11 protein-coding genes and 1 tRNA gene are annotated in these 14,872 nt (G+C 71.3%); 8 read left to right on the forward strand and 4 right to left on the reverse strand.

The annotated features are described in order from the left end of the window. Positions 1–232 precede the first annotated feature (232 nt). The gene (locus PGB27_RS28850; protein WP_274203904.1) at positions 233–2,827 is read right to left on the reverse strand and encodes a heavy metal translocating P-type ATPase; all 2,595 of its coding nucleotides are present in this window, start codon (positions 2,825–2,827) and stop codon (positions 233–235) included. A gap of 242 nt (positions 2,828–3,069) precedes the next feature. Between PGB27_RS28850 and PGB27_RS28855 the strand changes: the two genes are divergently transcribed. Next, the gene (locus tag PGB27_RS28855; protein WP_274203905.1) at positions 3,070–3,333 is read left to right on the forward strand and encodes an SHOCT domain-containing protein; all 264 of its coding nucleotides are present in this window, start codon (positions 3,070–3,072) and stop codon (positions 3,331–3,333) included. 314 nt (positions 3,334–3,647) lie between these two features. Here PGB27_RS28855 and PGB27_RS28860 read toward each other — a convergent pair whose 3' ends face one another. Continuing rightward, the gene (locus PGB27_RS28860) at positions 3,648–4,958 is read right to left on the reverse strand and encodes an acyl-CoA dehydrogenase family protein (RefSeq protein ID WP_274203906.1); all 1,311 of its coding nucleotides are present in this window, start codon (positions 4,956–4,958) and stop codon (positions 3,648–3,650) included. Between the two features lie 429 nt (positions 4,959–5,387). Between PGB27_RS28860 and PGB27_RS28865 the strand changes: the two genes are divergently transcribed. From PGB27_RS28865 to PGB27_RS28885, 5 genes are all read left to right on the forward strand, one after another. Next, complete coding sequence (locus tag PGB27_RS28865; RefSeq protein ID WP_274203907.1) at positions 5,388–5,834, forward strand: RrF2 family transcriptional regulator; 447 nt, start codon at positions 5,388–5,390, stop codon at positions 5,832–5,834. 117 nt (positions 5,835–5,951) lie between these two features. Continuing rightward, positions 5,952–7,256 carry an acyl-CoA dehydrogenase family protein gene (locus PGB27_RS28870; protein WP_274203908.1) on the forward strand — a complete coding sequence of 435 codons (1,305 nt, stop codon included), beginning with the start codon at positions 5,952–5,954 and terminating at the stop codon, positions 7,254–7,256. A gap of 2 nt (positions 7,257–7,258) precedes the next feature. Further along, entirely contained in the window at positions 7,259–8,647 is a 1,389-nt protein-coding gene (locus PGB27_RS28875) for a DNA-binding protein (RefSeq protein ID WP_274203909.1), read from the forward strand. Positions 8,648–8,935: 288 nt separating this feature from the next. Continuing rightward, complete coding sequence (locus PGB27_RS28880; RefSeq protein WP_332843895.1) at positions 8,936–9,223, forward strand: acyl-CoA dehydrogenase family protein; 288 nt, start codon at positions 8,936–8,938, stop codon at positions 9,221–9,223. Positions 9,224–9,276: 53 nt separating this feature from the next. Next, positions 9,277–10,059: a dihydrofolate reductase family protein gene (locus tag PGB27_RS28885; RefSeq protein ID WP_274203910.1), complete on the forward strand. Its 783-nt coding sequence runs from the start codon at positions 9,277–9,279 to the stop codon at positions 10,057–10,059. Here the strand turns inward: PGB27_RS28885 and PGB27_RS28890 are convergent. Further along, a tRNA-Pro gene (locus PGB27_RS28890) sits at positions 10,041–10,114 on the reverse strand. The genes PGB27_RS28885 and PGB27_RS28890 overlap by 19 nt on opposite strands. Positions 10,115–10,222: 108 nt before the next feature. On the opposite strand from PGB27_RS28890, the gene PGB27_RS28895 reads away from it, so the two are divergent. Then, positions 10,223–11,449, forward strand: coding sequence for a hypothetical protein (locus PGB27_RS28895; RefSeq protein WP_274203911.1), 1,227 nt, complete (start codon positions 10,223–10,225; stop codon positions 11,447–11,449). A 46-nt stretch (positions 11,450–11,495) separates the two neighbouring features. Then, positions 11,496–12,995, forward strand: a complete 1,500-nt coding sequence (locus tag PGB27_RS28900; RefSeq protein WP_274203912.1) for a mannitol dehydrogenase family protein — start codon at positions 11,496–11,498, stop codon at positions 12,993–12,995. A gap of 7 nt (positions 12,996–13,002) precedes the next feature. Here the strand turns inward: PGB27_RS28900 and PGB27_RS28905 are convergent, their stop codons facing one another. Beyond that, complete coding sequence (locus PGB27_RS28905) at positions 13,003–14,871, reverse strand: putative bifunctional diguanylate cyclase/phosphodiesterase (protein WP_274203913.1); 1,869 nt, start codon at positions 14,869–14,871, stop codon at positions 13,003–13,005. Position 14,872: the final 1 nt, after the last annotated feature.

The following is a 14,872-nucleotide window of genomic DNA, read 5'->3' on the forward strand; positions in this document are numbered from 1 at the left end:
ATCCCCTCAGCCCGGTGCAACCGGCGGATCTCCGCCCAGTCCTCCACGCTCAGCACCCCTCACTAACGGCAAGGGGGTCCAGATTCACCCGTCGCCAAGGGGTCAGCTTTCAGCCGTCGTCAGCACCAGGTCCCCTGGCCGCGGACCCGCAGCGCCCTGTGCCGACCGCCCCGATGACGCCGACGACCTGCCGAGCCCGGTACGGCGACCGCCCGCCCCCGTCCTGCGGCCATCAGGATCGCTGGTCTGCCACCTCGTGGGTACGTCCGTCAGCCGCGTCGTCGCGGCCGCGGCCCCGGGCCGCGAACACCTCGACGGTCGGTTCGGTGGCGACCGGGACCGCGGCCGCGAGGGCGGGCGTTCGATGACGGCGCAGTCGGTTGGCGTTGCCGACCACCGACAGCGAGCTCAGGGCCATGGCGGCGGCGGCGAGCATGGGGCTCAGGCGCAGGCCGACCAGGGGGTAGAGGACGCCGGCCGCGATGGGGATGCCGATGGCGTTGTAGATCAGGGCGAAGAACAGGTTCTGCCGGATGTTGCGCATGGTGGCCCGGGAGAGCTGGATGGCGGTGACCACGCCGGCCAGCGAGCCGGAGATGAGGGTGATGTCGGCGGCTTCGATCGCCACGTCGGTGCCGGTCCCGATCGCCAGACCGATGTCGGCCTGCGCGAGGGCGGGTGCGTCGTTGATCCCGTCCCCGACCATGGCGACACGGCGTCCCTCGGCCTGCAGCCGGCGGATCTCGTCGGCCTTGTGCTCGGGGAGGACTTCTGCGAGCACCCGCCGGATACCGACCTGGCGGGCGATGGCCGCAGCGGTGCGTGCGCTGTCTCCGGTGATCATGACGACGTCGAGGCCGAGGTGGTGCAGAGCAGCGATGGCGGCCGCGGACTCGTCCTTGACGGTGTCGGCCACGGCGACGACTCCTGCGGGGTGCCCGTCGACGGCGACCATGATGGGTGTCTTGCCGCTCGCGGAGAGCTCGGCGGCGATGGGGTCCAGAGCAGTGGTGTCGATGTCGGTGTCGGTCAGGAGCCGGTGGGTGCCGGCCAGGACGTCGTGACCCTCGACGGTCGCCTGGACGCCCTTGCCGGTGATCGAGGTGAACCGGTCCGCGGAGGTGTCGCCGAGTCCGCGGTCATGGGCTGCCGTGACGATGGCGGAGGCCAGGGGGTGCTCGCTGTCCGCCTCCGCGCCGGCGACGAGGCGCAGCAGGTCCCGCTCGTCGATCGGCCCGACGGGTCGGAGGTCGGTCAAGGCCGGTCGGCCGGCGGTGATGGTGCCGGTCTTGTCCAGCACGACGGTGTCGAGCCGCTGCGCGGTCTCGAGAGCTTCGGCGGATCGGATGAGGATGCCGGCCCGGGCACCCTTGCCGGTGCCCACCATGATCGACAGCGGGGTGGCCAGGCCGAGGGCACACGGGCAGGCGATGATCAGGACGGCCACCGCGGACACCAGCGCGAGGGTGAGCGCCGGCGGTGGCCCCGCGAGGTACCAGACGGTGAACGTGGCGACCGCGACGGCGATGACGACGGGCACGAAGTAGGCCGACGTCGCGTCGGCGAGGCGCTGGATGGGCGCCTTGGACGCCTGTGCCTGCTGCACCATGCGCACGATCTGGGCGAGCACGGTGTCGGCACCGACCTTGGCGGCGTGCACGCGCAGAGAGCCGGTGGTGTTGATGGTGGCGCCGATGACCGTGTCGCCGGCGTGTTTGGTGACGGGGATCGGTTCGCCGGTGACCATGGACTCGTCCACCGCCGAGCCCCCCGAGACCACGGTGGCGTCGACGGGGATCTTCTCACCGGGGCGGATGACGATCTCGTCGCCGACGACGACCTCGTCGATGCCGATCTCGGTCTCGGTCCCCGCGCGGACGACGCGCGCGGTCCGCGCCTGCAGGCCGAGCAGGGCGCGGATGGCCTCCCCGGTGCCGGCCTTCGCGCGGGCCTCGAGCAGCCGTCCCAGCACGATCAGGGTGAGGATCACCCCGACGGCCTCGAAGTAGACCTCCCGGACGTCCTCGGGCAGCAGGCCCGGGGCGATCGTGACGAGCAGGCTGTAGCCGTAGGCCGCGACGGTACCGAGGGTGATGAGACTGTTCATGTCCGCGTTGCGGTGGGCGAGGCTGAGCCACCCGGTCCGGTGGATCGGCCAGCCGGTGTAGAGCATCACCGGCGTGATCAGCGCGAGCTGCACCCATCGGTCGAGCAGGACGCCGGGCACCCACTCGGCGCCGAACAGGTCATGGGCCATGACCGCGACGAGGACCGGGAGGGTGAGCACGGCGCCGACGACCACCCGTCGGGTGAGGTCGGTGATCTCCGCGCGCCGTTCCCGCGCCTGCGCGGCCTCGTCCTCGGTCGCGTCATCGGAGCCCGGCGCCGCGGCCGGGGGTGGTGTCGACGCCCCGTCCGCCGCCGAGGTGGGGGCCGCGTGCACGTGGCTCTCCGCGGCCTGGACGACGAGCGAACCGTGGATCATGTTCATCCCGCAGGCGAACGGGAACGTCCCGGCCCGCGCCGGTTCCAGCGCCACGGTGGTGCGGGAGTACGCCGGCAGTGCCGCGCTGATCCCGAAGTCGGGGAACACGACGCGCGAGGTGCAGTCGCCGCTCTCCTGCCGGTCGAACACCAGCTCCACGGGTAGGCCCTGGCGTACCTGGATCACCTCGGGCCGGTAGCCGCCGTGCACCGTCACCTCGACGCGCTGGACGCCCCCGCTCAGGCTCGCGGCGAGCGCGCGCCGGGGCCCGAAGAAGAACCAGCCCAGCCCGAGGATCACCACGACCGCGGCGACCAGCACCACGACCTCGTTCGTGCTCATCGACGGCCTCCCCTCGCCGGCCCACTCGGTCTGGCAGGTTTCCGTCGATCGTCACCACCTGTGAGTTCGTCCGGGCAGGGACCGATGGCGGTCCGGACGAGGGTCCTTCGACTCGCTGTGCGGCGACGCCGGGCCCTGCCCGACCCCTCGATCCCGACCGAAGCTCAGCATCGTCCGGCCGACGGCGCGGCCTGCGCGGCAGCAGCGGCCAGGGGCCGGCGACGGCGTGGGAGGTCGAGGACATGATGTGGTGGTACGGCCCCGGCATGAACGGCTGGGGCTACGGATTGATGACCATCAGCATGGTGCTGTTCTGGGCATTGATCATCTTCGGGATCGTCGCACTCATCCGCTACATCGGGAGAGCGGGTCAGGTCAGCACCGACCGCCCGACGCCCCGGCGACTCCTCGACGAGCGCTTCGCGCGCGGAGAGATCGACGAAGAGGAATACCGACGCCGTGTGGACGTCATCACCGCAGACACACGTCCGCGCGCCACGTCCTAGATTTCTCGCACGATCGAGGGGCGCCTTTCCCACAGCAGTCGGGGGAACGGTCTCCACGGCGCGGACCGTCACCGAGGGTGCGACAACGACCTGGGTCTCCAGGACCGCGCTCAGCTCACCGCGCCGACCGAGGGCGGGCTCGGCCACGCCGTCAGTGCGTTGGCCCTCGAGCTGACCGACACCGGCGCTCAGGTCAACGGCGGGGCGGGTGACCGGCACGATCATCCCGTTGACGGAGGGTCCACGACCGGCGTCTGATGACGCGGGAGCCGGCCCGATCCCCGTGCACTGGATCGGGCCGGCGCCGGCCGCGGTCAGCCGACGACGGTGTCGATCGACTCGTGGTGCTTCTCGAACTTCACGTAGTCGTCCTCCATGATCGCCCGCGGGTTGAACAGGGGGTCGGCGAGGATGCCGTGGACGCGACGACGCTGCATGCCCATGTTCCCGCCGTCGTAGATCGGCAGGACCGCGGCCTCACGCAGGATCTTGCCGAAGCCATTCTTGGTCTCGAGACTGTTGACGCCCACGATCTGCAGGCACTTGTAGACGCAGTCGAACATCATCTCCGTGACCTGGATCTTGTTCATCGCCCCCACCAGCTCGGCGTGCTGGTCGTGCTTGTCCAGGTAGTCCGCGGCCCGCCAGGAGAAGGCGCGCGCCATCTCGATCTTGGACGCGACGTCGCCGAGGACGTAGCCGACGTTCTGGAACCCGATGATGGGCTTCAGCGCGCCGGCGGTGTTGCCCTTCGCGAAGTCGAGCGCCATCTCGTACGCGGCGCGGGCCATGCCCACCGCGGCGATCGCGGCCACCGGCCCGGACCAGGCGAAGTTGCGGTTGATGACGAAGTCACCGTTGCCCGCAGCGTCCGGCAGCAGGTTGGCCGCCGGGATGCGGGCGTTGTCGAAGACGATCTCGGCGTTCGAGGCGAGCCTGTGCCCGATCTTGTCGAGGTGCCGGTAGGTCACGCCCGGGGTGTCGCGCTCGAGCACCAGCGCCGACAGGCCCTCGGTGCCGCCCTTCTCCGAGTCGGTACGGACGATGAGGGTGCCGGCATCGACGCCGCGCTCGTCCCAGCCCGCCGAGGACGGCCAGTACTTGCGCCCGTTGACGACGTAGTCGTCGCCGTCCCGCACCGCGGTGAGCCCGACGCCGGCGGGACGCGGCAGGGGGATGTCGAAGTTGGCGGTGCCCGACGGGTTGCCCGGGGGTTCGCTCGCGGTCCACCCGCCGAGGTACTCGCCGGCCGGGTCGGACGTCGCCGCTCGCAAGAAGCGGTCCTTCTGCTCGTCGTTGCCGTACCAGGCGATGGGCATGAGCCCGAGCCCGTTGCACAGCACGGTGCAGGCGAAGCCGGGGTCGACCACGCAGATCTCCTCGGCGGCGACGACCAGGTCGACGCACGACACCCCGCCACCGCCGTACTCCGCGGGGAGCATGCACATGGCGATGCCGGCCTTGTAGGCCTCGATGTAAGCGGGCTTGGTCTTCTGGAAACCCTTGAGCGGGTCGGGCTCGGCGTCGGCCTCTGCCACCACGGGCTTGAGGACGTTCTCGGCGAACGCCCGGACCTCGTACTGCAGCTTCTTCTGCTCGTCCGACATCGTGAAGTTGATGGTCACGGGGACCCTCCTTCTCTCGGTGCATCGCCCGCCGCGGCCGCGGAGCGGGAAGAGGTCAACGCCGTACTGGTTCTGAGGGCCGACGAGCCCAACGGGCACGGCGAGGAGGAGCGTGGCGCGCTGCCCGCCCGGCGCGGAAGGCACACGGCACGAACAACCCGGGATGCGTCACGAACGAACAAGGCGACTCTTCGCAGGTCACGAAGGGCAGGGGCCAGGGCGGGGCGGGGTCGTCGCGCCCTCATCAGGTCGTAACACGCCAACCCTTGTCCGTGCCGCCCGGCGATAACTAGCATCCGGCGTACTTCTTTTCGGCGCCGCGAGGACAGGCCGACATGATCCAGGACCACGAGCGCACGACGGGCTGCGGCGGTACCCGAGGGCGGCGTGGGAACGGTCCGCTGCGATCCCCATCGAGACGAGCAGATGATGAGGCACACGACGCACGCCGACTTCGCGTTGCGGGTCCTGCTCTACCTGCGTGTAGCTCCGGGTCGTCACGGGTCGGTCGCCGCGATCGCCGAGGCGCACAACGTCTCGCGCAACCACCTCCTCAAGGTGGTCCAGCGACTGGCGAGCGCCGACATCGTGGAGACGACGCGAGGTCGGGGTGGGGGCGTGCGCCTGGTCCGCGATCCCTCCTCCATCAGTGTCGGCGAGGTCATGCGGGTGATGGAGAAGGACTTCGCGGTGGTCGAGTGTCTGGGCGCCGCACGGTTCTGTCGCGTCGCCGGCGTCTGCGGTGCCCGCAGCGTCTTCTCCCGCGCGCTCGACGCGTACTTCGAGGTCCTCGACGGGTCGAGCCTGGAGGACATCGCAGCCAACGATTTCGGGCTGAGGGGCGCCCTCGGCCTGGTGCCCGGTACCGGCAGCTAGGCACCGGACGAGTGCGGTCCCCTCGGCCCTCCGGGGTCGCCACCCATCGTTCGGCCGACGACGCCCGGCGCCCACCACACAGCCGTGCCACCTGCGTGCCGGCCGGGAGGACGTAGCGTGCCGATCGATTTCGACCTGACCGCACGGCAGAAGAAGCTCAAGGCGGTCGCCCGGGAGTTCGCGCGGGAGGTCCTCCGTCCGGCGGCCGAACGGGCCGACGCCCTGCCGGACCCGCAGGCGGCCTTCTGCGAGCTCAAGCCCGTCTACGAGCAGGCGACCGCGGCCGGGTTCTCCACGATGTTCCTCCCGGAGGAGTACGGCGGCGGCGGGGCGTCGACGGTCGACTTCCTCGTCGCGATCGAGGAACTCTGCGCGGTCGATCCGGGCTTCCCGACGGTCCTCCTCGTCAACGGGCTCGCCCTGATGCCCGTGCTCTGGTTCGGGTCCGAGGCGCAGCGCGAGCAGTGGATCGGCCGAGCCACCGCGGACACCCGCGGCGATTTCCTCGCCGGGTGGGTGGTCAGTGAGCGCGGCGGCACCGCGAACTTCGACCACCCGAGCCCCCAGGCGGGCATCCAGCTCGTCGCCGACCACGACCGCGCTCGGGGCGAGTACGTCGTGAACGGCGAGAAGCACTGGCCGTGCAACGCCGGTGGCTGGGACCTCCGCGGTGCGGACGTCAACCTGTGCGTCGTCCGCACCGACCGCACCAAGGGCGGCAAGGAGGCGCTCAGCGCACTCCTCGTGGAGCGGGGCACGCCGGGCATCGAGTACTCGGTGATCGACAAGATGGCCCACCGCACCTGCCAGAACGTCACCATGACCTTCCGCGGGGTTCGTGTGCCCGAGCAGAACCTCATCGCCGAGGGCGACGGCGACCTGCTCATCAACCGGAACTTCACCTGGTCGGCACCGATCGCGAGCATCGCCGCCGTCGCCGTCGCCCGGGGGGCCTACGAGTTCGCCCTGAAGTGGGCGAAGACCTACACCGGCGGCGGCTCGCGCCCGATCATCGACCACCAGGCCGTCGGTCACCTCCTCGCCGAGGTCGCCGCCAAGATCGAGGCGGGTCGCTACCTCTGTTGGAAGGCGGCCCACTACGCCGACACCCACGACGGTCAGGGACACGCTCTCGGCGGGATGAACAAGACCTTCTGCGGCGATCTCATGCAGAGCGTCGTCTTCGACTGCATGCGCGTCGTGGGCGTCAACGCGCTGGACCGGAAGTTCCCCATGGCGCGCTACTACCGCGAGTCGATGGTCTTCCCCCTCTACGACGCCGGGAACCTCGCGATGCAGCGCCGCCGGACGTGGGGCGTGATGGCCGATGCGGCGTTCACTCCCGACACCTTCGTCGACGGTGATCCACTCGTCTTCACCAAGTCGATGGAGGGCTACGGCGTCGTTCCGGAGAACGGCTGACCATGGACGAGACCGCCTGTCCCCCGTCGCGTTCGTTCGATCGCGCCTTCTCACGCACCTACGCTGCGTGGGAGCGCTTCGCCTCCGGACAGGACGACGCCTCGGGCGTCCCGCTCTCCATCGCCCTGTCCTGGCACCGCTGCCGCGACGTCTACCGCATCGACCCGGCCCGGGCTCGCCCCGACACCGTCGACGGCGACGCGCCCACCCGTCCTGTCCACGGCCGCGTCCTCGCCGAGCTCGGCGCGCTGGCGAAGACCCTCCTCGTGGCGGGCGAGAACCGGCTGGTCATGGTGTCGGACGGCGGTGGAGCGGTCGTCGCTGCCTGGGGTCGTGGTGCCGCGGAACGCCGAGCGCCGGAAGCGGGACTGGTCCCGTCCTCGGCCTGGTCGGAGCCGGTCACGGGGACGAACGCCATCGGCACCGCCATCGTGCAACGACGTGTCTGCGCGGTGCGCGGACCGGAGCACTGGAGCCCGGCGCTCCACCGGTGGAGCTGCACCGGTATCGCGGTGAACGACCCGGTCACGGCAGCCCCCCTCGCGACGCTCACCGTCGCGAGCTGGCGCGAGATGGTGGCGGTGCGATCGATCGATCTCCTGCTCGCCACCGGGCCCCTGGTCACCGCGCTGCAGGAGACCGCCAGCCGGCACGGACGACGCATCGTGGAGGCGTTCACGGACCTCGAGCGACGGACCACCGGCGCCCTCGTCGCCCTGGACCTCACCGGACGGATCGTCGCGGCCAACGATGCGGCGCGCCGTCGCGGAGCCGTGCCGGGCGACTACCCCGTGGAGCCACCGATGGCGTCCCGGGAGGGCATCGCCAGCCTCGGGAGCGTGATCCCCGACGCCAGGGACCGGGCTCGGGAGGACCCCGCGTGGCGCGGCGCGGTCTCCATCTGGTCGGCGATCACCGACGACGTCGAGACCTATCGCGTCATCCCCGTCATCGCCGGGGCTGACCCGATCGCGTTCCTGGCCAGCACGGATGATCGTGCCGGCCGGGTCGACATGCTCGACCGTGCCGTCCTGGCGTCCCGAGGCCCCCGGGAGGCACCCCGCCGGGTACCGGCCCTCGGCGCCGGAGGTCAGATCGTCGTGCTCCACCCCCACGAGATTCGCTATGCCCGCTCGGACGGACACGTCGTGTGGTTGGTGACCGATCAAGGACCGCTGCGGGCCAGTGTCCGCGGCATCGACCACGTCGAGCGGGACCTCGCGGGCGCCGGGTTCCTCCGCGTGCACCGCTGCTACCTGGTCAACCTCGGTCGGGTCCGCGACGTGGTGGCGGTCAAGGACCGCTTGGTCCTCAGCACCGGCATCGACGACGAGCGCGTCCCGGTGTCCCGCCGTCACGTCCCCTCGGTTCGCCACGCCCTGGGCATCTAGGGGGCGGTGGTGGAGGCGCTTCGCCCCCCTCGTTCCACCCGGTCCGCGCTCAGGTCCAAGTGTCGCGCGTAGCGACCGCCCCAGACTTCCTCCACCCGCCGCGGAAGAGTCGGCCGTGGACAAGAGGTGTCGTGATGGGACTCGCCTTCACCTGAGCGAGGAGCAGCTGGCGCTCCGTGCCGGCGCCCGGGAGTTCGCCGACGGCGTCCTGACCCGGTCGCGGGCGCGCACGACGGGATTCCCGGACCTAGAGAGCGGTTCTACGCCATCAAGCTGTTCTTCCAGCAGATGGTCGACGCCGGCTTCCTCAAGGCGCTGCTCCCGGACGAGTACGGCGGCAACAAGTTCTCCTCGCTCGCCTTCACCCTGGTCGCCGAGGAGCTCGCCCGCGTCGGCACCAACACTCCGACGGCGGTCCTCGCTACCGGCGTCGGCCTCCAGCCGATCATCCGGTTTGGGAGCGACGAGCAGAAGGCACGGCGCCCGTGTGGTCCCCAGGTGGTCCCCGTGAGTCGAACTCGATCTTTGACAGCCACGACGCCGAGCGCGGCCGTGACTGTCGGTGGGGTCCGCTAGCTTGCGGCGCGGGCAGGAGCGAATACGCACATCAGACAGCCAAGGGGCCATCCATGACCCGGTACCGCTACTACACGGCGACATCACTCGACGGCTTCTTGGCCGACGAGAACAACTCTCTCAATTGGCTCTTCGAGCAGGACAGCGGCGAGCAGGCAACGCCTGGGCCTTCATTGGTGGACTACGACACGTTCTCGGCCACCGTGGGGGCCTTGGTCATGGGAGCCACGACTTACCGCTCCATCCTCGATGAGTTGAAGGAGGGCGACCCCGGGATGCCTTTTTCGCTTCCGTGGTTCGTCTTCACCCACCAGACGTTGGCGGCTCCGGCCGGTGACATCACGTTCCTTCAAGGCCACCCGAGCGAGCACCGCTCACGCATCGAGACTGTCGCGGACGGGCGCGATGTGTGGATGGTCGGGGGCGGCGGATTGGCTGCCGACTTCGCGGAAGCCGGGATGCTGAACGACATACTTCTGACTTTTGCGCCGGTCACTCTGGGGGCGGGGAAACCGTTGTTCCCGCGACGCTTCAATCTGCAATTGCGTGATCAGGGCAGGTCTGGCCCCTTCCTCACTGCCATCTACGACGTGGTGGGGGCACGCCGAGACCAGGCCGTCCGCAGTTGCGGGACAACGCCCTCTGATAGAGATGGAGCAGGAACAGCTATGGCTACAGGCCCGCAGCAGACCTGCGCCCCCGGCACAACGGGACGGGTGGTCCCCAGCTCCAGGCGCTACCCACGCTGGGATGGCCCGACATCAGAAGGGCCCGCTGACCAGCGGCTGTACCGTGATCAGCGGGCCACTTCTGTCTGTCGGGACGACAGGATTTGAACCTGCGACCCCTTGACCCCCAGTCAAGTGCGCTACCAAGCTGCGCCACGTCCCGATCGTCGGCGCCCTGGGGCGCGACGTCGAAAGGTTACCCCACGCCGACGCCCCGCCCGCGACCCGGGGCACGGGGCCGCGGTGAGCTCCCCGGCCCCGTACGGTAGGCATGGGCGATATGGGGGGATTCCGCATCCGTTCCGGGCGCCGACGCGCGCCGCTCGCTCTGCTGGCCGTCCTGGCCGTCGTCCTCGCCGCGTGCGGCGCGACCAGCGACGATCCGACGCCGGGGACCGTCGGCCCCGGCGAGCGCAACCCGCTGATCCAGCCCTTCGCGTCGGACAGCATCTGGAACACGCCGATCGGGAGCGGGGCGGTCTACGTCCCGGCCGGTCTCCAGCCGCTGCCCGGGGGCGAGACCAGCGGGCGCGTCCCCCAGATCGACGACGAACCGATCATCCTGACCCCCGAGGCGCCCGACACCCCGATCCTCTACAGCCGCGGCGGCTTCGGCGGCGACCGCTGCGCCGCCGACCCGTCCCGGGTGCTCCGGACCGCCCCGATCCCCGCGGGCTACGTCCTGCCCAGCGACAACAAGAACCAGAGCGCCGCGATCCTCGGCCCCGACCGTCGCACCGTCATCAACGTCCAGCCCCTCGCGCGCTGCGCGGCCGGCGGGCCCGCGACGAGCATCGTCTACTTCCCCGACACCGACCTCTACGGACCGGGCATCGACGGCGCGCACGGCGGGTCGGGCCTCTCGGCGCTCGGCGGGTCGATCCGGCTGGGCGAGCTGCGACCCGGGCAGGAGGGGCCGCGCCACGTCCTCAAGGTCAACGTCTACGGCCGCGGCGAGCTCGCCCGCTGCGCGGACTCCGCGAGCTGCTCCCGCTGGCCCGCCCGCAAGAGCGACCGCGGCGGGCCCCGGAACTACGGCACCGACGGCGACAACCGCAACGCCGCGATGCGCCTGGGCGCCCTGCTCGCGCTGCCGCCGGCGGTGGACATCGCCACGATCGGCCTGACCACCGAGCCGGGCCGCCAGCTCGCGTGGACGCTGCAGAACTACGGCGCGTACATCGTCGACGACACCAACGGCCCGCAGTTCGCCCTCAACGCGGAGGTGGGCCCCGCGGGGTCGATGCGCGAGCAGTTCCGCGGCGACTGGGGCTACGACTTCGAGGTCGAGTCCGAGGTCACCGACAACCCGTGGGCCGAGGACGTCAAGCGGATCCGCCCGCTGCTGCAGGTCGTCGACAACAACGGGCCCGCGAGCGTCGGCGGTGGCGGCACCCCACGCCAACCGCTCCTGCCGCCGCTGGGCGACCCGCCGCCGCGGACGGTGGTGCAGCCCCCGCTGGAGGCCCAGCCGGACCCGCCTGTGCTGGTGCGCTGACCTCGGCGGATGCGCGGTGTCGGTGATCCGCGACATAGTGGGCGGCGTGGCTGCGACGACGCTGACGGCGGCGAACCTGGCGGACCTGCCCGCGGACGTCCCGGGCCCGAGCTACGACCGCAGCGCGGTGTCGGTGGGCATCGTGCACTTCGGGGTCGGCGGGTTCCACCGGGCGCACCAGGCGATGTACCTCGACGAGCTCATGCAGCAGGGTCAGGCGCTGGACTGGGGCATCTGCGGGGTCGGCGTGCTCGAGGCCGACAAGAAGATGGCCGAGGTCACCGAGGCGCAGGACGACCTCTACACGCTCGTGCTCAAGCACGCCGACGGCCGGCGCGAGGCGCGGGTGATCGGGTCGATCGTCGACTACCTCTACGCGCCCGACGACCCGGAGGCCGTCCTCGACCGCATGACCGACCCGGCCACGCGGATCGTCAGCCTCACCGTCACCGAGGGCGGTTACCACAAGAACGCGAGCACCGGGGAGTTCGACGACCGCGACCCCGCGATCCAGGCCGACATCGCCGCGGAGCCCGGCTCCCCGCCGCGCACGACGTTCGGCTTCCTCGTCGAGGCGCTGCGGCGGCGCCGCGACGACGGCACCGGCCCGTTCACGGTGATGTCCTGCGACAACATCCAGGGCAACGGTCACGTCGCCCACGCCATGATCACCGCCTACGCGCGGCGCCGGGACCCCGAGCTCGCCGACTGGATCGAGGCGAACGTCCCGTTCCCGAACTCGATGGTCGACCGGATCACCCCGCGCACCACCGACGAGGACCGCGAGGAGCTCCAGGCCAACACCGGCATCGTCGACGCCTGGCCGGTGGTCTGCGAGCCGTTCACGCAGTGGGTGCTCGAGGACCGGTTCGCGGCCGGGCGCCCGCCGTTCGAGGACGTCGGGGTCCAGGTCGTCGCCGACGTCGAGCCCTACGAGCTGATGAAGCTGCGCCTGCTCAACGCGAGCCACCAGGCGATCGCGTACCTCGGCTACCTCGCCGGTTACCGCTACGCCCACGAGGTGGCGGGCGACGAGCTGTTCGCCGGCTTCACCCGCGCGTACATGGACCGCGAGGGCACGCCGACCCTGCAGCCCGTGCCCGGCGTCGACCTCGACGACTACAAGGCCACGCTCATCGAGCGGTTCGCGAACCCGGCGATCCGCGACACCCTCGCCCGCCTGGCCGCCGAGAGCTCCGACCGCATCCCCACGTGGCTGGTCCCGGTCATCCGCACCAACCTCGAGAACGGCGGGGAGATCGAGCGCTCGGCGCTGGTCGTCGCGGCGTGGGCGCGGTACGCCGAGGGGGTGGACGAGAGCGGCGAGCCGATCGAGGTCGTCGACACCGGCCGCGCCGAGGACCGCATCGCCGCCGCCCGGCGCTACCCCGACGAGCCGCTGGCGTTCCTCTCCGACCGGGACCTGTTCGGCGACCTCATCGACGACGAGCGCTTCACGACGGCCTACCGCGCGCACCTCGACGCCCTGCACACCGACGGCGCGCGCGCCACCGTCGAGGCCCTGGAGCAGCGGCTGGGGCGGTGAGGCCGGGTCAGCGCGGGCTGGGCACGGCGGGCGTGGCCGGGGCGGCGGCCCAGGCCAGGAGCTGGTCGGCCGGGAGGGGACGCGAGAACAGGTAGCCCTGCGCGGTCGTGCAGCCCATCTCGAGCAGCGTCCGCGCGGCCAGGTCGGTCTCGACGCCCTCGGCGATGAGGTCGAGGCCGAACGACTGGGCCAGGCCGACGATCGACCGGACGATGGAGAGGTCCTCGGCGGTCCGGCCGAGGTCCTGCACGAAGGTCCGGTCGATCTTCAGGATGGTCACCGGCAGGGCCTTGAGCTGGGCCAGCGAGCTGTAGCCGGTGCCGAAGTCGTCGATGGCGACGCACACGCCGAGCCGACGCAGGCCGCGCAGCGTCGCCGACGCCGCGTCGAGGTCGCCGACGACGGCGTGCTCGGTGACCTCGAGGACGAGGTCGCGCCCGTCGAGGCCGTGACGGGTCAGCACCTCGGCGACGGCGTCGACGAAGTCGACGGCGATGAGCTGCACCGGCGAGATGTTGACCGCCATCGTGAAGTCCGCGCCCACCACGTCGGGGCGGTCGCGACGCCAGGCGGCCAGCTGGCGGCACGCGCCGTCGAGCACCCAGCGACCCAGCTCGCCGGCCAGGTTGGTGGCCTCGGCGACGCCGACGAACAGCTCGGGCGACACCGGCCCCAGCGTGGGGTGGTGCCAGCGCAGGAGGGCCTCGACGCCGGTCGCGGACGCGGTGCGCAGGTCGACGACCGGCTGGTAGTGGATGGCGAGGGTGCCGTCGCGGATCGCCGAGAGCAGGCTCATCTCGACGGTCACGCGCACCTCCTCGCGGACCCGCATCTCGCTCGTGAAGGTGACGACCTCGTTGCCGCCGTGGTCCTTCGCGGTGAGCACGGCCTGGTCGGCGCTGCGCAGCCAGACACCGACCTCCGTGGTCGGGGCGTGCGCCACGGCGATCCCGACGCTGACGGTGCGCCGCAGCGACTGGCCGCCGAGCCGGATCGGCTCGGCCATCGCGCGCTGCACCCGCGCCGCGACCGCGGCGGCCTGCGCCTCGTCGGCGGTCCCCGCGAGGGCGACGACGAACTCGTCGCCGCCGAGCCGGGCCACCATGTCGTTGACGCCCACCGCGGCGCGGATGCGCTCGGCGACGGCGATGATGAAGCGGTCGCCGGCGTCGTGCCCGAGGAAGTCGTTCGTGGCCTTGAGCCGATCGACGTCGATGAACAGCAGCGCCCGCGGCCCCGGCGGCGGGGACGTCAGCATCGCCTGCAGGTGCGCGAGCAGCGCGCGGCGGTTGGGCAGGCCGGTGAGCTCGTCGTGGTGGGCGATGTGGCGCAGCTGGTCCTCGGCGAGCAGCCGGGCCTGCATCTGGGCGATCAGGGTGGCGATGGTGCGCAGCGCGCGGGTCTCCTCGCCGCTCCAGCCGCGGTCGCCGAACTTGACGAACCCGAAGATGCCGGTGGTGCTCCCGCCCGACCGCAGCGGGATCGAGACGGCCGAGGTGGCGTCCACTCCCGACCCCTGCCGGACCCGCTCCTGGTAGCCCTCCGAGTCCGACGGACGGACGGCGTAGATGTCGACGAGGTGCTCGGTGGCCGCGAAGGACGGGTCCGCGTCCGCGAAGTAGATGACGCCCAGCGGGTCGGGGTCCGGCACGTCCTCGCGCGGCGGCCACTCGGCGACGAGCACGGTCGCCCGCCGGGCGGCGTCGTGGAACCGCAGGAAGCTGAGGTCCACCTCGAAGTACTCCACCAGGACCTGCAGCATCTCCTCGCTGGCGGTCCGCAGGGTCGTCGAGTCGACGCCCATGAGCGTGGTCGCGACGCGGGTGACGAGCTCGTCGAGGTTCGTCGGCGCGATCTCACTCTTCGTGCGGTCCACA

It is taken from the genome of Actinomycetospora lemnae (genome assembly GCF_028737315.1).
Taxonomy (GTDB): Bacteria; Actinomycetota; Actinomycetes; order Mycobacteriales; family Pseudonocardiaceae; genus Actinomycetospora; species Actinomycetospora lemnae.

Excerpts from the sequence above, each read along its gene's own strand:
- PGB27_RS28850 (WP_274203904.1), bottom strand. The coding sequence starts at position 2,827 with ATGAGCACGAACGAGGTCGTGGTGCTGGTCGCCGCGGTCGTGGTGATC.
- PGB27_RS28855 (WP_274203905.1), top strand. The coding sequence starts at position 3,070 with ATGATGTGGTGGTACGGCCCCGGCATGAACGGCTGGGGCTACGGATTG.
- PGB27_RS28865 (WP_274203907.1), top strand. The coding sequence starts at position 5,388 with ATGAGGCACACGACGCACGCCGACTTCGCGTTGCGGGTCCTGCTCTAC.
- PGB27_RS28875 (WP_274203909.1), top strand. The coding sequence starts at position 7,259 with ATGGACGAGACCGCCTGTCCCCCGTCGCGTTCGTTCGATCGCGCCTTC.
- PGB27_RS28880 (WP_332843895.1), top strand. The coding sequence starts at position 8,936 with ATGGTCGACGCCGGCTTCCTCAAGGCGCTGCTCCCGGACGAGTACGGC.
- PGB27_RS28885 (WP_274203910.1), top strand. The coding sequence starts at position 9,277 with ATGACCCGGTACCGCTACTACACGGCGACATCACTCGACGGCTTCTTG.
- PGB27_RS28895 (WP_274203911.1), top strand. The coding sequence starts at position 10,223 with ATGGGCGATATGGGGGGATTCCGCATCCGTTCCGGGCGCCGACGCGCG.